We start from the raw sequence: 24,808 nt of genomic DNA, 5'->3' as shown, positions 1-24,808 counted from the left end.
GCTGTGGAGGAGGTCGCGTGCGGAGACGGTGGTCCCTTGACGCCATCTCAACCGCGGGATCGTCTCCCGACGGGGTCGTGGTCACCGGGACGGCCTCGTCGCAGCGGGATCGCATCACCGCCATCGGCGAGGCCAAGGGCACGCTCGCCCCCATGGACGTCCCCCAGCTCCAGCGGCTGGAGCACCTGCGCGCGCTGCTGCCCGACGATCGGGTGGACGGGCCGCCCAAGCTGCTGCTGTTCGCCAGGGCGGGGTTCACGGGCGAGCTGGTGGAGGCGGCGCGCGGGCGGCGGGATGTGGAGCTGGTGGATCTGCACCGGTTGTACGCGGGCGAATAGCTCTTTTTCTGAGAAGGCGGTAACAAGGGGGCGGTTCGGACCACTTCCCGGTGTCAGGAAGAAACGATGTCCGAACGAAGGGGCTGGGCGGTGGCGGATGATGCGCACCGGTTCACCGGCATGTACGACGCATGCCGGCAACGCGTGTGGGCGTACGTGGTCAGTCGCGCCGGGCGGCAGGTCGCCGACGAGGTGGTGAGCGAGACGTTCGCGATCGCCTGGCGGCGGCTCGACGACGTGCCGGAGCCCGCGCTGCCGTGGCTGCTCGGCGTGGCCAGGAACGTGCTGCGCGACAACGTACGCGCGGAGCTGCGCCGCGAGGCGCTGGCGGCCGAGCTGCGGGCCTGGACCGAGGGCGACGTGGCCGAGCAGGTGACCGAGCGGCTCGGGGTGCTGCGGGCGCTGGCCGCGCTGCACGAGGACGACAGGGAGATCCTCGTCCTCGTCGCCTGGCACGGCCTGTCGCCGAAGGAGGCGGCCGGAGTCGTCGGCTGCTCGCCCGCGGCCTACCGCGTACGCCTGCACCGGGCCCGCAAGCGCCTGAAGCAGGCCATGGAGACGGAGCCGGCGCCGAAGCGGTCCCACGTGCGGAATCTCAGCGAGGAGTGGTCATGAACCCGATGGAGGAGCTCCGGGCGGCCAGGCCCGCGCATCTCGATGAGCGGCAGGTGGACGAGCAGACCCGGGCGGTGGAGCTGGCCAGGGCGATGGCGCGGCCGCGCGAGCCGAGACGGGGGCGCAATCGTGTGGCGCGGCCGGTGTGGGGGTTCGGGCTCGCGGGCGCGGTGGCCGCCGCGGCGGCGGTGGCGATCGTCGTCTCCGGCAACACCGCCGTCCCCGGCCCCGGGGTGCGGCACCCGGTGGCGACCGAGCAGACTCCGACCGAGCAGACCCCGACCGAGCAGGCCCCCACGGTGCGGCTGTCGGCGCGTGACGTGCTGCTGGCCGCCGCAGAGAAGGCCGGGCGGCAGGTGGAGGGCAAGGGCGACTTCTGGCACAGCGTCACGATCAGCAGGAACGTGTACGTCGCCGAGGACGGCTACCGCGTCGTCGACCGGTCGAGCAGCGAGCAGTGGACGCCCGCCGATCCCAAGGGCGAGCAGTGGTGGCGTACGCGGTCGCTGGGCGTGCAGCCGATGACCGACGCCGACAGGCAGGCGTGGGAGGCGGCGGGCAAGCCGTCCGAGATCGACGTGCGGATGCCCGCGAAGGACAGGAAGAACAAGCCGGGCAGGCTCACGCTGCCCACGACGCCGCGCCCGGAGCGGTTCGACAGCAGCAAGCTGGTGGACGGCCACGTGTTCTGGCTGGGCCGCAACGTCACGATGAAGGACCTGCGCGGGCTGCCGGACGAGCCGGAGGCGCTGAAGAAGTGGCTCATGGCGTCGTACGCGGGGCACGGGACGGAGTCCACGAGCGAGGAGATGACCGGCGACGCCTGGCTGTTCAGGGTCGCGATGGGCCTGATCATGGACATGCCGGTGACGCCCGAGGTGCGCGGCGCCGCCTTCCGCATGCTGGCCGACCTGGACGAGGTGGAGGTGACCGCCGGCGTCACCGACGCCGAGGGACGGCGGGGCACGGCGGTGTCCGTACGCGAGACCTACCCCAAGGGCGGCGTCTCGGACAACCGGCTGATCTTCGACGAGGCGACCGGCCGCCCGCTCGCCAACGAGCACGTGGTCGTGCGGTCCGGCGGTTACCAGGCGGGGCTTGAGCCGGGCACGGTGTGGAACTCGAACGCGCTCATCGAGGCGAGCTGGACGGACACGCTGCCCCGCTAGGAGAGGTCCCAGGCCCGGGCGAAGGTGTCCACGGCCGACGTTGCGATCGCGCGCAGCTCGGCGTCCGCCAATGTGCGGGTGCCGAGCTGCGTGCGTGCTTCGAGTGGGCCGAGGAGCAGGGCGAGGAACTGCTCGGCGGCGAGGTCGGGGTCGGCGGCGCGCAGCCGTCCGGCGAGGGCGAGGCGGGCCAGCCGGTCGGCGAGCGCCCTGGTGAGCCGGTCGGGGCCGCTGTCCTTGACGATGTCGAGGATGTCGGGGAAGTGGGTGACCTCGGAGTAGAGCAGCCGGCGCAGCGCGCATGAGCGCCCGTCGGTGTGCAGGCCGAGCAGGCGGCCGGCCACCTGCTCCAGGGTGGCGCGCAGGTCGTCGCCTGGGGCGGTGAGCGGCTCCAGGGCGGCGATCCGCTCGTCGAGCACGGTGCGTGCCGCGGCCTCCAGCGCGTGCCTGAACAGGGTGGCCTTGTCGGTCATGTGGTTGTAGACCGTCGGCTTGGCCACGCCGGCCTCGCGGGCGATGGCCTGCACGCACGCCTGCGCGTAGCCCTCGCGGGCGAACACGGTGAACGCGCCCTCCAGGATCGCCTGGCGCTTGTCGATCCGGCCGCGCGTGGTCGTCATGGTTCCGATTGTACTCACGGGTTCAAGTAGGTGGACTGGTCGGGTTGCCATGCAACGGATGGGATCATTACGTTGAACTCATGAGTTCAAATGACGACCGCATGGACGGGCGGCTGCTCGCCACCATCGCCGTGGTCCTGCTCGGCGGCCTGCTGGGCATCCTCAACAGCACGATGGCCGCCGTCGCCACCGGCAGCCTGGCCACGGTCTTCGACACCTCGCTGAGCACGGTCGGGTGGGCGTCCACCGGGTTCCTGCTCGCGGTGACGGCCACCATCCCGTTCACCACCTGGGCCGTCGACCGCTACGGCGGCAAGCGGCTCTGGCTCGCCGGCCTCGGCGTGTTCCTCGCCGGGTCGCTGGCCGCCGGGCTGGCCTGGGACATCGGCAGCCTGATCGCGTTCCGCGTGGTGCAGGGATTCGGGGCCGGGCTGCTCGACCCGCTCGTGCTCATCCTGCTCGCCAGGGCGGCGGGGGCGCCCAGGGCCGGGCGGGTGATGGGGCTCATGGGGGTCGTGCTGTCGCTCGGGCCCGTGCTGGGGCCGATCGCCGGTGGCGCGATACTCGGGTCGCTGTCGTGGCGGGCGATGTTCCTGCTCAGCGTGGCCGTGGGGGTGGTGGCGCTGGTGCTCGCCGTACGGGTGATCCCCGCCGACTCACCCGCCGACTCACCCGCCGACTCACCGGCCGGCGAGCGGCCCGCGCGGCTCGACGTCATCGGCCTGGCGCTGCTCGGGCCCGGGTTCGCGGCCGTCGTGCTGGGGCTGTCGCAGACGGCTGAGCAGGGCGGGTTCGGCGCGTGGCAGGTGCTGCTGCCGCTGGTCGCGGGGATCGTGCTGCTCATCGCGTACGCCGGGCACGCCAGGCGCGAGCGCCCGCTGATCGACCTCGGGCTGTTCCGCAGCCGCGGCTTCACCGCCAGCGTCACGATCATGGGGCTCGGCGGGATGGGCCTGTACGCCGCCCTGTTCGCGCTGCCCCTGTACTACCAGCAGGAGCACGGCCATGACGTGCTGGCGGCCGGGCTGCTCATGGCGCCGCTCGGGCTGGGCGGCTCCATCGCGATGCCGCTGGCCGGCCGGCTGTCCGACCGGCTCGGCGCGCGCGGCCTCGCCACGGGAGGCGCGCTGGTGGCCCTGCTCAGCGTGTACGCCCTCACCCGCATCGGCCCCGACACCCCCGAGGTGTGGCCGGCCCTGGCGGCACTGACGTTCGGGCTGGGCAGTGGCTGCTTCAGCGCGCCCACCATGGGCTCCCTCTACCGCACGCTCCCCGGGCCGATGGTGGCCCAGGGCAGCTCCGTGCTGTACATGCTCAACCAGCTCGGCGCCGCCCTGGGCGTCGCCCTCGTCACGCTCGTCGTCCAGACCGCCGCCGACACCATGAGCGGGCTGCGCGGCGTCTTCTGGATCTCGTTCGCCGCCGTCGTGGTCGTCCTGGCGCTCATCCCGCTGCTGCCGGGCCGGGCAGCAGCGGCGGCTCAGGCGGAGGCCGTGCCGTCCGCGGGGACGAAACCCCACAAGAACGGGATCAGGTAGCGCGGCTGCTCGCCCAGGAAGTGCGTGAGATCGTCCTCGGAGACCTTCAGCGTGACGGCCGAGCCGGACCGCCCCGGGTCCCAGCCCCGCTCCAGCGCCCGCCCGACGCAGGCGGCCACCAGGGCGGGCGTGACCGGGATCGTACGGTGACCCAGCCAGTTGTCCGGCCGGGCGCACGGCAGCGACACCACCAGGACGTCGCCCGGCTCCTCCGCCCGTTCGACCGCGAACGTCAGCGGCGTCCACCCGTTGCCCTGGCTGTAGGACGGCTTGCGGCGCACCCGCCAGCGGTAGGAACCGCCGGCGACGGTGATGCGTCGCGAGCCCTTCTTCGGCATCGCCACCGGCTCACCCCTTGTAGTTGAAGATCTGGCGCAGCGTGTGCTGCACCTCGACCAGGTCCTGCTGGTCGGCCATGACCTGGTCGATCGGCTTGTACGCCTCCGGATGCTCGTCCACCAGGGCGGCCGCCCGGTCGGCGTTCCAGGTGCGGCCGCTCATCGCCTCGGTCAGCGACCGCGCCGACAGCTGCTTCTTGGCCTTCGTCCGCGACATGCGCCGCCCCGCCCCGTGCGAGCACGAGTGGTAGGAGTCGGGGTTGCCGCGCCCGCGCACGATGTACGAGCGGGTGCCCATCGAGCCCGGGATCACGCCCTCGTCACCGTGGTCGGCCTTGATGGCGCCCTTGCGGGTGATCCACAACGACTTGCCGAAGTGGGTCTCCTGCTGGGTGAAGTTGTGGTGGCAGTTGATCGTACGGACCCGCTGCCCCTTCCCGACGACCTTGAACAGCGCGTTGATCAGCACCCGGTCCATCCGCGCCCGCGAGGCCATCGCGTAGCGCTGCGCCCACAGCATGTCCTCGATGTACGCGGTGAACTCCGGCGTGCTCTGCACGAGGTAGGCCAGGTCGGGGTCCTCGAGACCGACGGCCTGCTTGCGCATGAGCTTCTTCGCGCCCGTGATGTGGAACTGGGCGAGCTGATTGCCGATGCCACGCGAACCCGAGTGCAGAACCGTCCAGACCCGGTCACGCTCGTCGAGGCAGACCTCGACGAAGTGGTTGCCGGAGCCGAGGGTGCCGAACTGGTCGGCGACCTTCTTCGTCTGCTTCGGGTTGAGGTCGGTGTGGGGCAGGCCGAGCTCGCTCAGCGAACGGTCGATGCCCGGGTCGTCGTGGCCCTTGCCGACGCCGGCCGGGATGCGGCGCTCGACCATCGGCATCAGCGCGGCCAGCGTGTCGGGCAGGTCGGCGGCCGTGAGCGTGGTCTCGGTCGCCACCATGCCGCAGCCGATGTCGACGCCGACGGCGGCCGGGATGATGGCGTTCTCGGTCGGGATCACCGAGCCGACCGTCGCACCGATGCCGACGTGAGCGTCAGGCATGAGAGCGACGTGACCGGCGACGAATGGCAGGCGGGCGGTGCGTGCGGCCTGCATGATCGCGCCTTCGTCGATCTCGCTGGCCCACGACAGCAGGTTCGGTGCGGGCTGGTTCGGCATGAAAGGAATCTCCTCACTGAGTCGTGATCAGTGTGTCGTGACCCGAGAGGATTTCCCATCTATTTTACCGTTCGGGGGGTGGCTCAGGCCCTGTACAGCCAGGTCAGCGCCATGCTCCTGCCGCCGCGGCCCGGGCCGCGTACGTCTCGAAGGGTTTCGGCGGGCGGCCCGTCACCTGGGCGACCACCTCGGAGACCGGCTGGTCGCCGAGCGCGCGCAGCGCCGCGAACGCCTTCGCCGCCCCGATCGACTCGTCCGAGAAGGCGTTGGCCGCGATGTAGTCCTCCTCGCCGCCCCGGTAACGCACCTCGCGGCCGATTTCCCGGCCGATGATCTCGACGGCCTCACCGAACGACAGCGAGCGCGGGCCGGTGACCTCGTACGAGCGGCCGGCGTGACCGTCCTGGGTCAGCGCCGCCGCGGCGACCGCCGCGATGTCGCCCGCGTCCACGAACGCCTGGCCCACGTCGCCGAGCGGCAGCAGGAGCTCGCCCGCCATGATCGCGGGACGCAGGAAGCCCTCGTCGAAGTTCTGGTCGAACCAGCTCGGCCGCAGGATCGTCCACGCGGCGCCGCAGTCGCGCACGGTCCGCTCGGCGGCCAGCAGGCGCTCGTCGCGCATCACCTCGATGGCGCCGCTCGACAGCAGCACCACCCGCGCCACGCCCCTGGCGACCGCCAGGGACACGAACTCAGGGTCGATCGGGACGCCGTCGGGCGCCATGAGGTAGACCGCCGAAGCTCCGGTGACGGCCGGCTCCCAGGTGGCCTGGTCGGACCAGTCGAACCTGGTCTGGCCGCTCCTGGAGGCGGCACGGACGGGGTGACCGGCCTCACGCAGGATCTTCGCCACGCGGCGGCCGGTGGACCCCGTGGCACCGAGGACAAGGATCACTTGAGAGTTCATCCCCGCACTCAAGCAAAGCCCACCGACAGAAACCGTCCACGGTGTGCCGGTGGGTCACTCCGTCCAGGCGGTGGTGGCGTCGAGGCGGGTGCGCCACAGCTTCTCGCCGTCGCCGCCCGGCTCCCAGCGGGCGCAGAAGTCGAGCAGGGCGCGGCAGCGGGCCGCCATGGCGGCGTGGCGGTCGGGCCAGGCGGGCACGGGGTCGCCGTACGCGGCGAAGAAGCGCGGCAGCAGGGCCACGTGCTCGGGGTGGTGACTGCGCACGATCCACTCCACCCAGGCGAGGTCCTCGACAGGGCGCCCAGGGTGCGCCCACTCCCAGTCGAGGATGGCCGCCGTCTCGTACGTGGCCGGGTCGAACAGCATGTTCTGGGGCCCGTAGTCGCCGTGGACGATGCCGAGCCGGTGGATGCGGGCCAGCATGCGTCCGCACTCGGCGAACACCTCCTCGGCCCGCCCCTCGTCGAGGAGGTCCTGGCCGTGCAGCCCGTCGACGTAGCGGGTGGTGAGGCTGGTGGCGGTGACCTGGTGGACGCGGGGGACGGGCAGGCGGCCGCGCAGGCGGCGCAGGTAGCGGCTCTCGGTGGTCAGCCTGAAGGCCGCCTCGGGACCCTGGTAGCACTTCACGACCAGGGCGCCGTCGCCGAACGTGCTGTTGGTGTACCCGTGCTTCACAAGGGTCGATTCTGGCGTACGCGTACCCTCGCCGGGCGCTGCGCCGCGCGATCCGGGCGGCTCCGATACACGATGTAAGGACGGTACAAATGCCCCAACAGGGCGGAAATTCTGGGCACCGGGAGGCTGGACGGGAAGCGTCCGGGGCACCCCATTCGCCCCGGATGTGCACCTTGTAAAGATTGTGGACGGGGCTCTTGTAACTGGATGAAAACGGTTTGCCGGTCCAGGTGACGCCTTGTCAAGGTGGTCGAGCTATGCGCTCCCTTCCTGAGGCCGATCCCGGCGTGCCCGACATCCGCAGCCCGCTCCGCTACCTGTGGTGGAACGCCGGGCGCCAGGCGCCGTCCCTGCTCCTCGGCATCGGCTTCGCCGTGCTGTGGTGGCTGGTGCAGGCCCTCATGCCGGCCGTGCTCGGGCAGGGCATCCAGGCCGTCACCGCCAAGGACACCCCGTCCCTGGTCACGTGGTCGGCCGTGCTGTTCGGGCTGGGGCTGATCCAGGCGTTCAGCGGCATCATGCGGCACCGCATGGCCGTCTACAACTGGCTGGCCGCCGCCTACCGCACCGTCCAGCTCACCTCCCGCCAGGCCGCCAGGCTCGGCGCCACGCTGCCCAAACGCCTGTCCACCGGCGAGGTCGTCAGCGTCGGAAACTCCGACATCGCCCACATCGGCAACAGCATCGACATCCTGCTGCGCGGCACCGGCGCGGTCGTCGCCATCGTCACCGTCACGGTGATCCTCATCTCCACCTCGCTGCCGCTCGGCCTCCTCGTGCTGGTCGGCGTGCCGATCATGGCCGCCGCCGTCGCGCCCCTGCTCCGCCCGCTCCACCGGCGCCAGCGCCACCAGCGCGAGCTGACCGGCGAGCTGTCCACCCGAGCCGCCGACATCGTCGCCGGGCTGCGGGTGCTGCGCGGCGTCGGCGGCGAGCAGGTCTTCTCCCGGCGCTACCGCGACGAGTCCCAGGACGTACGCGGGGCGGGCGTCCGCGTCGCCGGCGTCGAGTCCGTGCTCGAAGGCGCCCAGATCGTGCTGCCCGGCCTGCTCATCGCCCTCGTCACCGGCATCGGCGCCTCCTTCGCCGTCGCCGGCGACATCCCCACCGGGCAACTCGTCGCCTTCTACCTCTACGCGGTCTTCCTCATCGGCCCCATGCGCACCCTCACCGAGGCCGCGGACAAACTCACCAAAGGCCACGTCGCCGCCGGCCGGGTCATCCGCATCCTGTCGCTAGAGCCCGAGGTCACCGGCGGCACCGGCAGCAGCGCGGGCGGCGTGCTGCGCGACTCCTACAGCGGGGTCACCCTCCAGCCCGGCTGGCTCAGCGCCGTCGCCGCCGCCGCGCCCGGCGACGCCATCGCCATCGCCGACCGGCTCGGCCGCTACGCCGACGGCGACGTCACCTTCGGCTCCGCCGAGCTGCGCACCCTCCCCATCGACGAGGTGCGCTCCCGCATCCTCGTCGCCGACAACGACGCCCGCCTGTTCAACGGCCGGCTCCGCGACGAGCTCGACGTCCGCGGCCAGGCCACCGACGAGGACATCCACCGGGCCCTGCGCGCCGCCTGCGCCACCGACATCGTCGACGCCCTGCCCGACGGGCTCGACACCGAGGTGGCCGAGGCGGGGCGCGAGTTCTCCGGCGGCCAGCAGCAGCGGCTGCGGCTCGCCAGAGCGCTGATCACCGACCCCGAGGTGCTCATCCTCGTCGAGCCCACCAGCGCCGTCGACGCCCACAGCGAGGCCCGCATCGCCGAACGCCTCGCCGCCGCCCGAGCCGGCCGCACCACGCTCATCTGCACCACCAGCCCGCTCGTGCTCGACCGGGCCGAACACGTCATCTATGTCGAGGAGGGCCGGGTGCTGGCCGAAGGCACACATCGGCAACTGCTCGACGGCTCGCCCGCCTACGCGGCGACCGTGACCCGCGGGGAGGACTGAATGGCACGCGGGATCCTGCCGGTCGCCGATCGCAGACAGGTGCGCGCCTACGCCAGGCGGCTCACCCTCAAATATCCGCGCGAGCTCGGCTTCGCCCTGCTCCTGCACGGCCTGGCCGCCGTCGCCGGCCTGCTCGTCCCTTGGCAGCTCGGCGAGCTGGTGCAGAACGTCCAATACGGCTTCGCCGTCGACGTGCCCCTCGTCGCCGCCGCCATCGGCGCGTTCCTGCTGCTCCAAGGCGTCCTCGTCCGCTACGCCGTGCTCGCCTCCGCCAGGCTCGGCGAGAAGGTGCTGGCCGAGCTGCGCGAGGAGTTCGTCGACCGGGTGCTCGGGCTGCCCCTGTCCACCGTCGAACGCGCCGGGTCCGGCGACCTCATCACCCGCACCTCGCGCGACGTCGACGCCCTGTCCCGCACCGTGCGCCACGCCGTGCCGGAGACGCTCATCGCCATGGTCACCTTCGTGATCACCATCGGCGCGCTCCTGCTCGTCAGCCCGCTCCTCATGCTCCCCATGCTGGTGGCCGGGCCCATCATCCACATCGCCACCCGCTGGTACCTCGCCCGCGCCCGCGACGGCTACCTCCGCGAGAACGCCGCCTACGCCGACATCACCGAAGGGCTCGCCGAGACCGTCGAAGGCGCCAGGGCCGTCGAGGCGCTGGGGCTGCGCGAGCGCCGCCGGGCCCGCACCGACACCGACATCACCCGCTCCTTCGCCGCCGAACGCTACACCCTCGGCCTGCGCACCACCTGGTACCCAGCGGTCGAGCTCGGCTACGTGATCCCGGTGGTCGCCGCCCTCCTGGTCGGCGGCCTCTTCTACACCAGCGGCTGGGTCTCCCTCGCCCAGGTCACCACCGCCGCCCTCTACGCCCAGCAACTCATCGACCCCCTCGACCGCTTCCTGATGTGGATCGACGAACTCCAGGTGGGCGGCGCCTCAATGGCCCGCCTGCTGGGCGTGACCAACGTCCCCGACGACCGCACCCCCACGACGAACGGCTCTATGCCCACGACCTCCACGACGAACGGCTCCACCCCCACCACCCCGGCGACCCCCTCAAGTGGGCGCTTGCCGGCCGCTGGGGCGGAGTCCGCCGGGGAGGTGTTGCGGGCCGCCGATGTGCGTTATGCCTACCGTGAGGGGCGGGATGTGCTGCACGGTGTGTCGTTGACCATTCGGCCCGGTGAGCGGCTTGCCATGGTGGGGCCGTCCGGGGCCGGGAAGTCGACGCTCGGGCGGTTGCTGGCCGGGATCCACGGTCCTCGCACCGGGTCCGTCACCGTGGGCGGAGTGCCCCTGGTGGACCTGCCGCTCGACGAGCTGCGGGGCCAGGTCGCCCTCGTCACCCAGGAACACCACGTGTTCAAGGGCACCGTCCGCGACAACCTCATCATCGCCCGCCCCGACGCCGCCGACTCCGCCGTGGTCAAGGCCCTGGAAGCCGTCGACGCCCTCGACTGGGTACTGGCCCTGCCCGCCGGCCTGGACACCGAGGTCGGCTCCGGCGGCCTCACCGTGTCACCGGCCCAGGCCCAGCAGCTGGCCCTGGCCAGGCTCGTCCTCGCCGACCCCCACACCCTCGTCCTGGACGAGGCCACCTCCCTCATCGACCCCCGCGCCGCCCGCAACCTCGAACGCTCCCTGGCCGCCGTCCTGGAGGGCCGCACGGTCATCGCCATCGCCCACCGCCTGTACACCGCCCACGACGCCGACCGGGTGGCCGTGGTCGAGGACGGGCGCATCACGGAGCTGGGCTCACACGAGGAGCTGGTGGCCGCGGGCGGCTCGTACGCTGCCCTGTGGCGCAGCTGGCACGGCACCCCGACCACCACCCCGTCCTAACCTCCAGAAGCCAATCCAGGAACCAGAACCTGAAGGTCGCCGGAGGCGCGGTTCTGGGGTGGTGGCAGAACCACCTCCACCCAGCCCACCCACCCTCGGCCGGCTCCACGGAGGTGATCGGCCACCCACTCCCATTCCGGCGGCGCCTGCCGCGGCCGATATCCGGTGATCTCGGCCGGTCGCGTCCCACGGAGTGGTGTAGTTCGGTTCTGGTGGGGAGCATCGTGGTGGACGCTTCGACGCTTCGACGCTTCCGCGCTTCGACGCTTCCGCGCTTCCGCGCTTCGACGCTTCCGCGCTTCCGCGCTTCCGCGCTTCGGCGTTTGGGCGGTGGGTGCCGACGCTTAGGTCAGGGTTAGGGAGCCGGGGGTGGATCTCAGGACGGCTGTGAGGGTGGGGGTGGTGCCGTGGGTGAGGTCTAGGTCGACGTTCAGGGCCGAGAGGGACCTCTGTGCCGCTTCCACGTCTGGGTGGCGGGCGCGGAAGGAGGTTAGCTCTGCCTTCGGCAGGCCCGAGTCTGTGGGGTGGTGGGTGGTGGACCAGTCGATGAGGAAGGGGACTACGCCGGCTGTCGCCGGTGGGGTGAGCCGCCAGGTCAGCAGGTCGCCTGATGGGGTGCGGCGGGACATGTCCTGGGGGTCGCCGGGGTCGTAGCCGTGGGCGCGGGCCCGGGCGACCACTGCGTCGATGTCCGTCACCGCCACCGCCCAGGTCACCAGGCGGGCGCTGGTCAGCGTGTCTATGCCGAAGGGGCGGGGGACGGGAGGCTGCTCCTGGTCCGGGTCTGGGCCGATGACCTCCAGGTAGGCACGGCCGCCCAGGCCCAGGAGGCGGTTGCGGGTGCCCAGGCCCGGGTGGCGGCCGCCCTCGACCATCTGTACGCCGAGCTGCTGTTCGATTTCAGCCACGGTGGTGTCGAGGTTGGGCGTGGCGTAGACGAGGTGATCTAGCATTCGGTCTATCTCACCACTTCGCGGCTCGGTATTCAGTGTCGGGGTGTGGGCTCCTCACGTATCACAGGCGCCCTCTCAGCATTTCGTGTTCTTCGGGGGGAGGGTGGCCGTCGTCAGGTAGGTGTCGATGTGGTCGCGGGCGCAGGCATTGGTGCCGTAGAGGGTGTGGCCGGGGCCGTCGTAGCGGATGACGACGCTGCCGGGGACCTGGGACAGGACGCGTTGGGTCGAGTCGGACTCGTTCCAGGCGCCCGCGCCCAGCAGCGGCGGGAGGCCCTTGGGGAGGGCGGCCGGCGGGTTGGTGACGGGGACCGGCCAGCCGATGCAGTTGAGGGTGGCCGAGAGCGAGGTGTTGGCGGCGCCCGTGTCGGGGGCCACCTTGCGGAGCCGGGCCAGCGTGGTGGTCAGCTCTTTGCGGGTGGCGGGACGCGGCCAGTCGGTGCACTCGGTGACCGGGGTGGCCTGGTCGGGGTAGCGGGCGCCCCTGGCGGGGACGAAGCCGGAGGCGTCGCCCTTGGCGGCCTTGCGGATGGCCTCGGCGAGCCCCTGCCAGGCGGGGGCGCCCTGGCGGGCGAGGCCGAGGGCGAAGGACTGGAGGTCGATGGCGCGGTAGGCGACGTTGGCCGTGCCCGTGGGGATCGGGGTGCGGTCGGCGCGGGTGATCAGCCTCCGCCAGAGGGCGGGCACGTCCTTACAGCCGTTGGAGGCGCACCAGGTGAAGAAGCGGCGCATCGACTGCTCGTTTGACCTGGCCGTCGCCTCCAGCTCGCGGGACCAGTCGGCGGTGCTGTGGTTGAGCGTGCCGTCGAGGACCATCGTGCGGACGCGGCCGGGGTGGAGCCGGGCGTAGGCCTGGCCGAAGAAGCCGGCGTAGGAGGCGCCGTAGTAGTTGAGCTTGTCGGCGCCCAGCGCCTTCCTGATCGCCTCCATGTCTCTGGCGTGGTCGGCCGAGCTCATGTTGGCGAACAGCTCGGGGTCTTTGAGCCGGCAGGCCTCGGCGTAGCCGCGGTTGGTGTCGGACAGGCGGCCGAAGTCGGCGTCGTCGCGCGGGACGCCGGCGATGGGGATGCGGGTCCAGGCGCAGGGCAGGCCGGTGCTCAGGCCCTGGAACTGCTCGCCGTAGCCGCGGGTGTCCCACGTGATGACGTCCATGGTGCGGCGGAGCTTCGTCCACCAGCCGGACAACTGCTGGGTCATGGCGATGCCGGGGGCGCCAGGGCCGCCGTACGCCACCAGCACCTGGCCCTTCGGGGCACCGGTGGCCTTGAGGCGGCCCACCTTGAGGGTGATCTTGCGGCCGTCGGGTTTCGCCCAGTCGACGGGGACCGGCACGTCGGCGCACTCCATGCCGCCCTGCGGGCAGGGTTTCCAGGTCAGCGAGGACGGAGGGTCGGCCGTCGCCGCCGAGGCGGGACCCGCGAGGGCGGTCGTGAGCAGGGCCAAGGTGAGGGTGAGCGGCTTCAGCATGGCGATCACGATGCCGGAACGGGAGTGCCGGGCGCGTCGGACCAGGGTTTGGTTTTCGGGGGCCGGATGTCAGACCTGAGTTGGACAGACCCAGGACTGTCGGTTCCGTGTGGGAAAGGCCGGACCCGGATTGGACAGACCCGGGGCTGGTCAGGTCCGTACGCGAGAAGACCGGGCCGTACGCGAGAAGGCCGGTCCGTACGCGAGAAGGCCGGGCGGGGTGTGCACCCCGCCCGGCCCGCGCAGAACAGAAGCGCTAGCCCAGGGACTTCTTCAGGAAGTCCACCTGCAGCAACAGCAGGTTCTCGGCCACGACCTCCTGCGGCGTCATGTGCGTCACCCCCGACAACGGCAGCACGCTGTGCTGCCGCCCCGCCGCCAGCAGCGCGGACGACAGGCGCAGCGTGTGGGCGGACACGACGTTGTCGTCGGCCAGGCCGTGGATCAGGAGCAGCGGACGTTCGAGCTTGGCCGCGTCGGCGAACAGCGACGACTTCTCGTAGACCTCCGGCTGCCGGCCGGGGTCACCCAGGTAGCGCTCGGTGTAGCACGTGTCGTACAGCCGCCAGTCGGTCACCGGCGCGCCCGCCACGGCGGCGTGGAAGACGTCGGGGCGGCGCAGGACCGCGAGCGCGGCCAGGAAGCCGCCGAACGACCAGCCCCGGATGGCCACGCGGGACAGGTCGAGGTCGTCGGGGTATTGCTCGGCGACGCCCTGCAGCGCGTCGATCTGGTCCTCGAGCGCGGGGGCGGCGAGGTCGTTGAGCACGGCGCGCTCGAAGTCGACGCCCCGCCCCGGGGTGCCGCGGCCGTCGGCCACGATGACCGCGAAGCCCTGCTCGGCGAACCACTGGCTCTCGAGGTACGCCCCGCGCCGGTTGAGCACGCGCTGGGCGTGCGGCCCGCCGTACGGGTCAAGGAGGACGGGCAGCTTGCGCGAGCCCTGCTCGTGCCACGAGGGCAGCACCACGGCGGTGGCGAGCTCGCGCCGGCCGGAACGGCCGATGGAGACCCGCAGGTCGAGGCCGGGACGCTCGGCGAAGGACGGGATCGGGACGGCCATGCCGTCACGGCGCACGACCGTGGTGGAGACCCCTTCGGCGTCGAGACTCTGCTCGGTCAGGACGCCGACACCGCCCGACATCCGCCCCGAGAACACCCCGGACCGGGTCGAGACAGGCAGCAGCGAGTGGCCGTCCCACGTCCAGAGCTGGATCTCGGTCGGGTCGCCGCTGGCGCTGAACAGCACGCTGTCGTGGTCGACGTCGAGCACCGCGCGCACCTGGAGGGTCGGCGGCGTGACCGCGCGGTCGCCGACGAAGAGGCGATGCCCGCCCTCGGAGTTGGCCACCCACACCAGGGAGCCGTCGTCGAGGTGGGCGGGCACGCCGGTGACGATGTCGACCCAGGCGGGGTCGGTGTCCTCGCGGACGAGCGTGGTGGCGCCGGTGGCCGGGTCGACCTCGAACAGCCGCATCGTGCGCTGGTCGCGGGTGAGCGTGACGATCGACAACGCGTGGGAGTCCCAAGCCGCGGTGGTGAGGTATTCCTCGTCGTACGGCACCGCCACCCGCGACCCGTCGAGCCCCAGCACGAACAGCTCGGTGACGGCGTTGGGCGTGCCGGCGGCGGGATAGCGCTGGGCCGTCGCGGGACGGTCGGGGTTGGCCGGGTCGGCGATGTGCCACACCTGGACGGGGGCCTCGTCGGCACGCTCGACCAGCAGCGCGTCGCTCGACGGCGCCCACCAGTAGCCGCGCATCCTGTCCATCTCCTCGGCGGCGATGAACTCGGCCAGCCCGTACGTCACCGTCGGCGACTCGGGCTCGGCCAGCGCGCGGTCATGCCCGGACGCGAGGTCCTGGACGCGCAGCGCGCCCCCGGTCACATAGGCGACATGCCGCCCGTCGGGGGACAGCCGCGGGTCGATGACCGCCCCAGGCGTGTCCAGCCTGCGCGCCTGACCGCTCGCCAGCTCCACCAGGTAGAGCGCGCCGGACAGCGCAAAACAGGCCCTGCTCAGGTGGGCGTCGGACGCGTACGCGACCACCCCGCCCGCGGCCTCCCTGCTGCGCTCGCGCCGGGCACGCTCCTCGGGCGGGAGGTTCTCCTCCTCGTCGCCGTGCAGCTCGCGCGGGTCGACTACCAGGCGCTCGACGTGGGTGTCGGTGTCGAGCTCCCACAGACAGGTGACCGGATCGGTGCCCGTCTTCGTCCGCAGGAACACCACCCGCCCGCCGTCCGGGGAGATCGTGAAGCCTCTGGGAACGCCCAGCGTGAAGCGGCGGGTTCTGGCATTCAGGCGCGGGAAGCTCTCGCTCATGGCCTCAATCCTGCCATTGCTACGCTCGTGGACATGACTGACCGACGGCTGCTGCTCGTGCACGCCCATCCGGACGACGAGTCGATCGGCACCGGCGCCACCATGGCGAAATACGTCGCCGAGGGCGCCCACGTGACGCTGGTGACCTGCACGCTCGGCGAGGAGGGGGAGATCATCCCCGGCGACCTCGCGCACCTGGCCGCCGACCGCGACGACGCGCTCGGGCCCTACCGCGTGGGCGAGCTGGCCGCCGCCTGCCAGGCGCTCGGCGTGGAGGACCACCGCTTCCTGGGCGAGCCGGGCCGCTGGCGCGACTCGGGCATGATGGGCGTCGCCTCCAACGACCACCCGAAGGCGTTCTGGCGCGCCGACCTCGACGAGGCGGCCGGCGAGCTGGTCAAGGTCATCCGCGAGGTACGCCCCCAGGTCCTGGTCACGTACGACGACAACGGCTTCTACGGCCACCCCGATCACATCCAGGCCCACCGGGTCGCGCGCAGGGCGTTCGAGCTGGCGGCGAAGGCCGGCCACGGCGAGGGCGAGCCGTGGCAGATCGCGAAGTTCTACCACACGGCCGTGCCCAGATCGATCATGCGGCGCGGCACCGAGGCGCTGCGCGAGGCCGACACCGGTTTCCTCATCGAGGACGTCGATGACATGCCGTACGGCTGCGCCGACGAGGACGTCACCACCGAGATCGACGCGCGCCCCTGGATCGGCAACAAGATCGAGGCCATGCGCGCCCACGCCACCCAGATCACCGTCAGGCCGCCCTGGTACGCGCTCTCGAACGACATCGGCCAGGAAGTCCTCGGCGTTGAGCACTACACGCTGGCCATGGGCGTGCCGGGCCCGTCGGTGCCCGGTCCGCCCGTCGACGCCGGTGGCCTCGGTGAGCCGCACACCCGCGAGAACGATCTCTTCGCGGGCATCCACTAACCTCGTTCGAATGGAACATCGCAGCCAGGCCGAGTCGGCGCTGGGCGGGGCCGCCTACGGCATGCTGTTCGTGCTCGGCGTCGTCATGGCGGTCGTGGGCGGGTTCACGCATCCCGAGTGGCAGGTCGGGCCGGTGCCCTTCGCCGCCGTGATCTGGGTGGTGGCGTTGTTCGGGGTGTGCCTGGGCGCGGGCAAGATGATGAGCGCGCGGCTCGGGGCCATGGTGACGGCGCTCGGGTGGCTGCTGGTGACCATGCCGTTCACGCTGGAGATGGGGTCGGGCGACCTGGTGATCGCCGCGGGCACTGCGGGCTACGTCTACCTGTACGGCGGTTTGGTGAGCCTTGTCGTCGCTTACCTGCTTTCGCCCTCGTCAGGAGGGGGTTCGTGGCTTTTGCGTGGGTACCCCGTTAAAGAACCAGACGTAGAGGCATAAAGTAGCTGAGTGCATTCCATAGAGCGGCACGTAGACCCTGCAACGTACCGTAAGGTCGTCGGCCGCTTCGCCACCGGAGTCGCGATCGTGACGACCAGGCTCGGCGATGTCGATCACGCGATGACGATCAACTCCTTCACCTCCGTCTCCCTCGACCCCCTGCTCGTGCTGTTCTGCGCGGAGAAGGTCGCGCGCTTCCACGACGCCGTCCTGGAGTCAGGGGTGTGGGGCGTCTCCGTGCTGCCGGCTTCCATGGAGGACGCCTCCCGCTTCTTCGCCCACCGTGGGCGGCCGCTCAACGGGCAGCTCGCCACCTGGCCGCATCACCGGGGCGAGTCGGGCGTGGCGCTGTTCGACGACGCCCTCGCCACGCTGGAGTGCGCCACCACGGCGGTGCACGACGGCGGGGACCACTCGATCGTGGTGGGCGGCGTCACGGCCATCGACACCCCCTCGGACGGGGCGCCCCTCCTGTACCACAAAGGCCGCTACAAGTCCCTGTGACGGCTTTCCCATGGCCCGGGGCATGAGACGGGCCAGGCGCTTGGCCTGGCCCGGTCATGTGAGCTGGCGTCCCGGTGCTGAAGCGCCGGGACGGATCCGTTACTGAGCCGGAGTGGTCGCCGTCTGGGACGGGTCGGCCGGGGTGGTCTCAGTCGGTGTCTCGGTCGGTGTCTCAGTCGGGGTTTCGGTCGGTGTCTCGGTCGAGGTTTCCGTGGAGGTCGGGGCGTCCGTGGGCTCCTCCGTCGGCTCGTCCGCGGGAGGCTCCGACGGCGGGGGACAGGTCGGGATCGCGTCCGTCGGGGTGTCCGTCGGCACGTCGGTGGGCGTGTCGGTCGGGAGGACCGGGACGGAAGGCGTCGGGGTGTCCGTCGGCGTGTCGGTGGGAGTGTCGGTCGGCGTGTCCGTGGGCGGGTCCGCCGGGGTCTCCGTCGGTGTCGGCTCCGTCGGTGTCGGCTCGGTGGCGGGCGGATCCGTGGCGGGCGGATCCGACGGGGCGGTCGTGTCGGTCGGCGGGAGGGTCTCGGTGGGCTCGACCGTAGGGTCGACGGTGGGTTCGACGGTCGGCACGTACGGCTGACACGTGACGGTCACCGTCGGACCAGGCTCGGTCACCGTGACGGTCTCGCGTACGGTGACGGTCGGCAGCGGCGCCACGATGGCGGCGGCGTCCCCGCGCTTCTTGTACGTGCCCCAGCCCAGCCGCGCCCTGGCGCTGGCCTCGCCGCCGACCACGATCAGGTCGACGGTGGCCGTCTTGCACGACCGTCGCTTGCACACCCGCTGCTTGACGTTGAAGAAGGCCGCGCCCTCATGGGTGATCGAGACGTTCAGGTAGGAAACGCCCCTCCTCTTGACCACCGATGTCTCCGCGGTGTACTCCCCGATCGTGGGGCTCTCCGTCGGAGTCGGGGTCGGGGTCGGGGTCGGGGTCTCGGCGGGCGGCGGCGACGCGGGTGGCGACGTCGCGGGGTCCGAGGGAGGTGGTGAGGTCGTGGGGTCCGCGGCTAAGGCCACACGCGCGTGGGAGGAGTGGTCAGTGGCTCGTAGGGGTTCGGACGACGATGTCTGGGTGATCGCGACTCCGCCGGCTCCTGCCAGTGCGACGGTGCCGAGCAGCGCGCCCAGGATGGAGAATCTCATAATCCTGCTCTTGTGGGAGATTTCAGGACGGGGATCGTTGGTCCGACTTGTCAACCTTGGTCAAGACTGAGACGCATGGACAGGCGCTTCCGGTTCCGGCGAGTGGCGAACTATGTGAATCTTTCTACGCCACTTGGATTGCTGATAGCCGTCATAGGCGGCGCGACCAGGGAACCTGGCCCTGACGGGCTCGTCCTGGCCTTCGGTTACCGTTGGCGTTTCCCGGTCGCGGGCGCGTTCACCGTCGGAAACGTGGTCCTGACCAGGAGGAACGCACTCAGCGAGCGGCTCATCCTGCACGAAGGACGGCATGCCACCCAGTGGGCCTGGTGTGTCGGGCTGCCGATGTTGCCGCTCTATTTGGTGTCGATGCTGATGTCCGTGATGGTGTGCGGACATCAGGCGTCGTACAACGTTTTCGAGCGCTTGGCCGGGCTCGATGACGGTGGTTATCCGCGTACGGCGGTGTGGTGGCGCAGGAGAAAAGGCAGCGCGAGTTGACGGGGCCTTGTCAAGGCCCCTGCCTAATTGGAGCGCCAGCTCAGTGGAAATTCGGCCATTCCGATACGAGGTGTCCGCGCCGGCCCTGTCAAGCTGGGCGGTGCGAAGCGTGTGCCTCGCACCGCCCACCCGGTCAGGGGTTCAGCTTGAGCGTGTGGGTGGCGGACTTCTTCACGGCGGCCGGCGAGGAGAGCATCGGCTGCAGGTCGCCGCGGGCCCAGGCCGCCGCCTGGTCCCAGTAGTTCTCGTGGTACGCGTGCCCTGACGCCCCCGTGAGGTTGATCCACTGGGACTTGTCCAGGTCGGACAGGTCGACGATCATCCGCATCGACGGCACGGCGGTGATCTCGTACCCGCTCTGAACGTTCCAACCGGTCGCGTTCACCGCGTCCTTGCCACCGGCGACGCTCAGCGGCCCCCGGTTGAACAGCGCCTCCACCGGCTCGATGCCCGAGGTGCCGAGCGAGCCGTTGACCAGCTCCAGCGTGTGCACATCGCCCCACCGCCACTTCTTGACGTCCTCGCCGAGCCGGTCGGCGAGCTCCTGGTGCGCGGAGGCCATCGCCAGGCGCAGGATGTCGTCGCGGGTCTCGGTGTAGCCCTTGGTGGTGACGTCGTCCCAGTACGGGTCGTCGGGCGCGTCGAGCAGCCGCCTGACCACCTCGTACCAGCGGTCGCCGCCGGTCGGCCGGGCCCCCTCGGGGAGGTCGTCGTTGAAGGTGAGCATCAGCAGGTGGCGCCAGACCGCGTTGAAGTACGCGGCGGGCGCCGAGCCGGCGCTCTGCGTGCCGTCCCATGACGTCAGCAGCTCCCTGGCCTTGACGGCGGGACCGGCCAGGTCCACTCGCTCCAGGGCGGGCACCAGCGTCTCGGCGAAGCCGTTGGCGGTGTCCTGCTGGATGCGGGCCATGTCGGCCGCGTCGATGGGGCCCTTCTTGATCGCGTCGCGGATGAGCGTGCGGATGCGCTCGGAGCGGTAGCCGTAGGCCCAGTCCTGGGTGAGCAGGGGCTGGTAGCGGCCGGGGTCGATGACGGCGTTGTTGGCGGTGACGATGAAGCCGTCGGCCGGGTTCTCGATGCTGGGGAGCTGGTCGTACGGGATGGGGGCGGGCTTCCAGTCGTACTCGCCGGTCCAGCCGGGCACGGGCCAGGTGCCGTCGCCGTTCTCACGTACGGGGATGCGCCCTGGTGCCTGATACCCGATCTTCCCCGACGTGTCGGCATAAATCAGGTTCTGGGCGGGCACCTCGAACAACGCCGCCGCCGCCTTGAACTCGTCCCAGTCCGTCGCCCTGTTCAGCGCGAAGACGGCGTCGGCCGTCCGCCCTGGGGTCAGCGCCGTCCACTGCAGCGCCACCGCGTTTGCCTCGCCGCTCGGCTTGGCCCCCGCCATGACGTCGTTGATCAGCGGCCCGTGCACGGTGCTCCTGACGGTCAGCGTGACCGTCGGCCCGCCGGCCACCTTGATCTTCTCCTCGCGGACGTCCAGCGGCAGCTGCTGCCCCTTGTAGAGGTACGCGTCCCCCTCCACCTGCTCAAGGAAGAGGTCGGCGACGTCGGGCCCCAGGTTCGTGAACCCCCACGCGATCTTGTCCGTGTGCCCGATGATCACGCCGGGCACGCCGGAGAAGGTGAACCCCGTCACGTCGTACGGGCACTCCTCACTCACCTTCCTGCAGTGCAGACCGGCCTGGTACCACACCGACGGCATGTTCGGCGCGAGGTGCGGGTCGTTGGCGAGCAGCGGCTTGCCGCCCTCGGTGTACTCGCCGGAGACGACCCACGAGTTCGACCCGATGCCCGCGCGGTCGGCCGCGCTCATCGTCTCGGGCACGTCCGAGAGGGTCTTCGCGGCCTGCGTCAGCGCCCTGGCGGCCCGAGTCCGCTGCTGCGGACGCTGCTGCGGGCCCTGCTGGGGAGGACGCTGCTCGAAGCGGCCCTGACGGATGCCGCCCTCGTTGACGATCGGCGCGTGCCGGTCGAACGGGTAGCCGGGATAGAGCTGCTCGACTCGCTCCCTGGGCAGCTTGGTCAGCGCCAGCGCGCGGTCGATCTCGTCCTCCATGTTGGAGCGCAGGTCCCACGCCATGGCCTTCAGCCAGGCCAGCGAGTCGACGGGGGTCCACTTCTCCGGCTTGCCGCCGCTTCCTTGGAGCTTGAGCAGTGAGTACTCCAGGCTGCGGTCGGAGGCGTTGGGGTTGGCGGCCAGCCAGGCGTTGACGCCCTTCGCGTACGCGGCCAGGAAGTCGCGGGTCTCCTGGGCCAGCTCGGGCAGCTCCTGTTCGGCGACCCGGCGCCAGCCCATGGTCCGCAGGGCCTTGTCGTTGTCGAGGGTGGCGGCGCCGTAGACCTCCGACAGGCGGCCGGCGGTCAGGTGGCGGCGGAAGTCCATCTCGTAGAAGCGGTCCTGGGCGTGCACGAAGCCCTGGGCCATGAAGAGGTCGGCGGCGGTGTCAGCGTAGATGTGCGGAATTCCTGATTTATCACGATAAATCTCCACACTTCCTGACAAGCCGGGCAGCCGTAACGACCCGTCCACTTGCGGGAACGACCTGCGCACCGTGTAGACGAGAACCCCCGCCAGCACCACCGCCAGCGCCAGCAGAACGATCAACACCCGAACGAACCACCGCAAGGGCCACGGCATCCACGCAAAGGGCCTCACCGCCACCTCCTTCATGCCGAACTGGCATCAAGTTTGGCAGTTCGCGATCACTCCTCAGACCCGGGGCCCACGAAGCAGCAGGTCAGAGTCTCAGGTCCGGATCTTGCCGATGTCGCTCGACAGGTCGAGCCCCAGGAGGGAGTCGAGGTGCAGGAACGTCTCGAACTTCGCCCCCGGCGCCACCGACGCGTCGCCCTCCAGCTCGTCCAGCACCCGCAGGGCGGCGGGCGTGTCGAGGTCGTCGTCGAAGGCCGACTCGGCGCGTTCGGCGTACGCGGTGGCCATGGGCGCGCTGACCGACTCCGACCACTCGGCCACCCCGGCCCGCCACCGCCGCACCCTGCCGTCGGCGGCCCGCAGCGTGTCCCACGTCAGCTCGACCGGCTGCCGGTAGTGGCTCTCCAGGAACGCCATCCGCACGGCGAGCGGATCGAGCCCGGCGTCGGCCACGTCGGAGAGCAGCGGGGCGTCGCCGGCGAACCGCACGCCCTCGGCGTGCACCCAACGGCCGCGTACGTCCTCACGGGGAACGGCGCCACCGACACACAGGTCGATCCGGGAGCCCAGCTCCTCGATCGGCTCGCCTGCCTCGGGCACGTGCTCCGCCGGCCGCAGGTTGAGCGCGGCGGCGTCGGCACGGAAGGCGTCTTCGTCGTGGACGGCGTCGCGGGCCGCCACGACCCGCACCCTGCGCCGCTCCAGCGCCCGCCTGATCAGGTCGGACACCAGGAAGATGCGCAGATCGCCCACGTGTGCCCGGCGAGCGGTCTCAAGCCCGCACGTGTACAGCCGCAGCGCCCGCCCGGCGGCGATCTCCTCGACCTGCCCGGCGCGCGTGTCGTAGATCCGCACCATCACCCGAGCTTAGCCCGGCCTCACGCGCCCAGGAAACCGAGGATGTCCCTGTCGCCGCGCTCGCGCAGCCTGGCCAGCACCTCTTCGCGGCTCGCCATGTCGGACAGCCCGATCCTGGCGCCGATGAGCCGCAGGCCCTCCAGCTCGGAGCTGACCGGAGCGGTGTAGCCGAGCAGGTAGAGCGCCCTGTTGACGGGCGGCATCCCGGGAGGGGCGGCGGGCAGGTAGCGGGTCAGCAGCTCGCCGCCGTCGGAGACGGTCAGGAACACGTGGTCGCCCTCGCTCGCCTTGTACTCGGCGAGCACGTTCCTGATCGACCCCATGGTGGGCTGGTTGTGCCAGCTGATCACCACGTCGCCCGACGGCGCGGAGGCCGTGAGCTGCCCGCCGGGCGCCATCCCCAGGTAGGCCGCGAACCCGGTCGGCAGCGGCGAGCCGGAACCGCGCAGGTGCTCGGCGTTGATGTCCACCCGGTGCCACCAGCGGCCGTCGCGGGAGCGGAAGCTGCGCCGCGTCTCCGAGACGTCCTTACGCGGCTGGTACGGCTCCGACTCGCCGCCGGGAGCGGTGCCGGCCACCCTGATCCAGCCCCGCTGCGTCCGCTCGAACCCGGGACCGCCCGAGTAGGCGCGCACCGAGCTCTCGCTGACGTCGTAGCGGGAGGTCAGGTTGGCCACGATCGTGCTCACCGACGCCTCGCCGCCGGCCCGCTCGATCTCCCTGGCGATCATCTCCCTGATGCCGAGGTATTCGTCGCCGCCCCACCGCGTCAGCCCGTACTTGTTGCGGTCGACCCGGCGGAAGCGATCGTCGGCGGTGAGCTGGTTGCGGATGCCGACCAGGCTGTAGTCCTCGCCGATGCGCTCCTGGATCTCCTCGGGCGACAGCGGCGTGGCGGCCACCGCGAGCACCGCCTCGGCCTTCTCATTGATGCTGCGCGGCCACGGCACCACGTGCTGGCCGAGCACCCGCAGCTGCGGCACCGCGAGGATCCACCGCTCGGCGACGTCCTCGCGCACGCCGAGCTGCGCCACCATGGCGATGGCCTCGGGCAGCGGGCGCGGCCCGTCGGCGAACAGCTGACGGGTCTTCTCCCGCAGGTCGTCGGCGCCGCCCGCGACCAGCCAGCCGTCGGACTGCTCGTAGCCGGTCAGCAGCGTACGGATGAAGCGCCAGGCCGGGATGCCCAGCGAGCGCAGCTCGGCCCCGTGCCACGGCACGGCCGCCTGGAGGTCGTCGGCCGGCACGGCGGAGCCCAGCCGCCCGCGCAGCCACACGACGTGGGCGGCCAGGGCGGCGGTCTCGGGCTTGGCCAGCCAGGCGTCCACTTGCTCGCGCAGGTCGCGCTCGATCTGCCTGATGCGCTCGCGGGTGACCGAGAACCGCTGGGCCAGCTCGTCGAGCGTGGCCCTGCGGGTGGCGTAGAGGCGGTCGCGGGCGATCGCCCGCTGCCGGTCGTCGAGGCCGCCGAACAGCTCGTCGATCAGGTCGGGCAGCGGCTTGTCCGGACGTGAGGGCGCGGGCACGGCCTCGGGCACGGGCTCGAGCAGCCGGTCGAACACGCCGGTGAACAGCTTCTGCACCACGTCCTTGCCCAGCGTCTCCGGCGACCGCTCGGCCTCGGCGGGGTCGGAGAAACGCAGCAGGGGCAGGATGTCGCCGAGCATGAGATGCCCCCAGCAGGCCACGGCGAGGTCGGCCAGGTGGCCCGCCACGGTCTGCGTGCCGACGATGGCGCACGCGCGATCGAGCGGGATCGCCTGCCACCAGGCCTCGGGCAGCTGGGGCTCCTCCACGATCGGCGCGATCTGACCAGGAGAGGTCCAGCGCAGGGGTGGAGCGAGGTCGCTCAGGCTGAGGTTCATTGAG

At 71.3% G+C, this 24,808-nt stretch carries 22 protein-coding genes; 10 read left to right on the top strand and 12 right to left on the bottom strand.

Annotated elements, in window-relative coordinates:
* Positions 1 to 17 precede the first annotated feature (17 nt).
* From ACFFR3_RS17030 to ACFFR3_RS17020, 3 genes are all read left to right on the top strand, one after another.
* A complete protein-coding gene (locus tag ACFFR3_RS17030; protein ID WP_379483413.1) occupies positions 18 to 338 on the top strand; it encodes a hypothetical protein in 321 nt (106 codons plus the stop codon).
* A 66-nt stretch (positions 339 to 404) separates the two neighbouring features.
* On the top strand, positions 405 to 953 hold the full coding sequence (locus tag ACFFR3_RS17025) for an RNA polymerase sigma factor (RefSeq protein ID WP_345389975.1): 549 nt from the start codon (positions 405 to 407) through the stop codon (positions 951 to 953).
* Positions 950 to 2,122, top strand: a complete 1,173-nt coding sequence (locus ACFFR3_RS17020) for a CU044_5270 family protein (protein ID WP_364371423.1) — start codon at positions 950 to 952, stop codon at positions 2,120 to 2,122. Before ACFFR3_RS17025 ends, ACFFR3_RS17020 begins: the two co-directional genes overlap by 4 nt.
* On the opposite strand, the gene ACFFR3_RS17015 is transcribed toward ACFFR3_RS17020, so the two are convergent.
* The gene (locus tag ACFFR3_RS17015; RefSeq protein WP_345389966.1) at positions 2,119 to 2,739 is read right to left on the bottom strand and encodes a TetR/AcrR family transcriptional regulator; all 621 of its coding nucleotides are present in this window, start codon (positions 2,737 to 2,739) and stop codon (positions 2,119 to 2,121) included. The genes ACFFR3_RS17020 and ACFFR3_RS17015 overlap by 4 nt on opposite strands.
* 80 nt (positions 2,740 to 2,819) lie before the next feature.
* On the opposite strand from ACFFR3_RS17015, the gene ACFFR3_RS17010 reads away from it, so the two are divergent.
* Positions 2,820 to 4,277 (top strand): DHA2 family efflux MFS transporter permease subunit, encoded by a 1,458-nt coding sequence (locus ACFFR3_RS17010; protein WP_379483412.1) that lies wholly within the window; start codon positions 2,820 to 2,822, stop codon positions 4,275 to 4,277.
* Here ACFFR3_RS17010 and ACFFR3_RS17005 read toward each other — a convergent pair.
* The 4 genes from ACFFR3_RS17005 to ACFFR3_RS16990 all read right to left on the bottom strand — a co-directional run bounded on the left by ACFFR3_RS17005 (position 4,220) and on the right by ACFFR3_RS16990 (position 7,362).
* Entirely contained in the window at positions 4,220 to 4,621 is a 402-nt protein-coding gene (locus tag ACFFR3_RS17005) for a hypothetical protein (protein ID WP_345389955.1), read from the bottom strand. The two genes, ACFFR3_RS17010 and ACFFR3_RS17005, sit on opposite strands and share 58 nt — an antisense overlap.
* A gap of 4 nt (positions 4,622 to 4,625) precedes the next feature.
* The gene (locus ACFFR3_RS17000) at positions 4,626 to 5,780 is read right to left on the bottom strand and encodes an RtcB family protein (RefSeq protein WP_345389953.1); all 1,155 of its coding nucleotides are present in this window, start codon (positions 5,778 to 5,780) and stop codon (positions 4,626 to 4,628) included.
* Between the two features lie 103 nt (positions 5,781 to 5,883).
* Positions 5,884 to 6,675, bottom strand: a complete 792-nt coding sequence (locus ACFFR3_RS16995) for an SDR family oxidoreductase (protein ID WP_345389952.1) — start codon at positions 6,673 to 6,675, stop codon at positions 5,884 to 5,886.
* Between the two features lie 66 nt (positions 6,676 to 6,741).
* Positions 6,742 to 7,362 (bottom strand): phosphotransferase, encoded by a 621-nt coding sequence (locus ACFFR3_RS16990; protein ID WP_345389950.1) that lies wholly within the window; start codon positions 7,360 to 7,362, stop codon positions 6,742 to 6,744.
* 257 nt (positions 7,363 to 7,619) lie between these two features.
* Here ACFFR3_RS16990 and ACFFR3_RS16985 point away from each other — a divergent pair, with 257 nt between their 5' ends.
* Both ACFFR3_RS16985 and ACFFR3_RS16980 read left to right on the top strand, forming a co-directional pair.
* Complete coding sequence (locus tag ACFFR3_RS16985; RefSeq protein ID WP_345389948.1) at positions 7,620 to 9,308, top strand: ABC transporter transmembrane domain-containing protein; 1,689 nt, start codon at positions 7,620 to 7,622, stop codon at positions 9,306 to 9,308.
* Complete coding sequence (locus ACFFR3_RS16980; protein ID WP_379483411.1) at positions 9,309 to 11,156, top strand: ABC transporter ATP-binding protein; 1,848 nt, start codon at positions 9,309 to 9,311, stop codon at positions 11,154 to 11,156.
* A 344-nt stretch (positions 11,157 to 11,500) separates the two neighbouring features.
* On the opposite strand, the gene ACFFR3_RS16975 is transcribed toward ACFFR3_RS16980, so the two are convergent.
* The 3 genes from ACFFR3_RS16975 to ACFFR3_RS16965 all read right to left on the bottom strand — a co-directional run bounded on the left by ACFFR3_RS16975 (position 11,501) and on the right by ACFFR3_RS16965 (position 15,899).
* The gene (locus ACFFR3_RS16975) at positions 11,501 to 12,109 is read right to left on the bottom strand and encodes a VOC family protein (protein ID WP_364371409.1); all 609 of its coding nucleotides are present in this window, start codon (positions 12,107 to 12,109) and stop codon (positions 11,501 to 11,503) included.
* 75 nt (positions 12,110 to 12,184) lie between these two features.
* A complete protein-coding gene (locus ACFFR3_RS16970; RefSeq protein ID WP_379483410.1) occupies positions 12,185 to 13,576 on the bottom strand; it encodes an alpha/beta fold hydrolase in 1,392 nt (463 codons plus the stop codon).
* A gap of 256 nt (positions 13,577 to 13,832) precedes the next feature.
* On the bottom strand, positions 13,833 to 15,899 hold the full coding sequence (locus ACFFR3_RS16965) for a S9 family peptidase (RefSeq protein ID WP_379483409.1): 2,067 nt from the start codon (positions 15,897 to 15,899) through the stop codon (positions 13,833 to 13,835).
* Positions 15,900 to 15,932: 33 nt separating this feature from the next.
* Between ACFFR3_RS16965 and mshB the strand changes: the two genes are divergently transcribed.
* From mshB to ACFFR3_RS16950, 3 genes are read left to right on the top strand one after another with little or no spacing between them, the layout of a single operon-like run.
* Positions 15,933 to 16,838, top strand: a complete 906-nt coding sequence (mshB, locus tag ACFFR3_RS16960; protein WP_345389938.1) for an N-acetyl-1-D-myo-inositol-2-amino-2-deoxy-alpha-D-glucopyranoside deacetylase — start codon at positions 15,933 to 15,935, stop codon at positions 16,836 to 16,838.
* A 10-nt stretch (positions 16,839 to 16,848) separates the two neighbouring features.
* Positions 16,849 to 17,274 (top strand): DUF6113 family protein, encoded by a 426-nt coding sequence (locus ACFFR3_RS16955; RefSeq protein ID WP_345389936.1) that lies wholly within the window; start codon positions 16,849 to 16,851, stop codon positions 17,272 to 17,274.
* A gap of 9 nt (positions 17,275 to 17,283) precedes the next feature.
* A complete protein-coding gene (locus ACFFR3_RS16950; RefSeq protein WP_379483408.1) occupies positions 17,284 to 17,778 on the top strand; it encodes a flavin reductase family protein in 495 nt (164 codons plus the stop codon).
* Between the two features lie 99 nt (positions 17,779 to 17,877).
* On the opposite strand, the gene ACFFR3_RS16945 is transcribed toward ACFFR3_RS16950, so the two are convergent.
* Complete coding sequence (locus ACFFR3_RS16945) at positions 17,878 to 18,636, bottom strand: hypothetical protein (RefSeq protein WP_345389931.1); 759 nt, start codon at positions 18,634 to 18,636, stop codon at positions 17,878 to 17,880.
* Positions 18,637 to 18,993: 357 nt separating this feature from the next.
* Between ACFFR3_RS16945 and ACFFR3_RS16940 the strand changes: the two genes are divergently transcribed.
* A complete protein-coding gene (locus tag ACFFR3_RS16940; protein WP_345389928.1) occupies positions 18,994 to 19,419 on the top strand; it encodes a hypothetical protein in 426 nt (141 codons plus the stop codon).
* 133 nt (positions 19,420 to 19,552) lie between these two features.
* Here the strand turns inward: ACFFR3_RS16940 and ACFFR3_RS16935 are convergent, their stop codons facing one another.
* The 3 genes from ACFFR3_RS16935 to ACFFR3_RS16925 all read right to left on the bottom strand — a co-directional run bounded on the left by ACFFR3_RS16935 (position 19,553) and on the right by ACFFR3_RS16925 (position 24,804).
* A complete protein-coding gene (locus tag ACFFR3_RS16935; RefSeq protein ID WP_364371821.1) occupies positions 19,553 to 22,066 on the bottom strand; it encodes a penicillin acylase family protein in 2,514 nt (837 codons plus the stop codon).
* Between the two features lie 108 nt (positions 22,067 to 22,174).
* The gene (locus tag ACFFR3_RS16930) at positions 22,175 to 22,939 is read right to left on the bottom strand and encodes a nucleotidyl transferase family protein (RefSeq protein WP_345389917.1); all 765 of its coding nucleotides are present in this window, start codon (positions 22,937 to 22,939) and stop codon (positions 22,175 to 22,177) included.
* A gap of 20 nt (positions 22,940 to 22,959) precedes the next feature.
* Positions 22,960 to 24,804, bottom strand: a complete 1,845-nt coding sequence (locus tag ACFFR3_RS16925) for a sigma factor-like helix-turn-helix DNA-binding protein (RefSeq protein ID WP_379483407.1) — start codon at positions 24,802 to 24,804, stop codon at positions 22,960 to 22,962.
* Between the last annotated feature and the right edge of the window lie 4 nt (positions 24,805 to 24,808).

Origin of the sequence: Nonomuraea salmonea (genome assembly GCF_042428605.1) — a bacterium.
GTDB classification, from domain to species: Bacteria; Actinomycetota; Actinomycetes; order Streptosporangiales; family Streptosporangiaceae; genus Nonomuraea; species Nonomuraea salmonea.
Note: the sequence above shows the minus strand (reverse complement) of the source record. Positions and strands in the feature narration are given on the sequence as shown.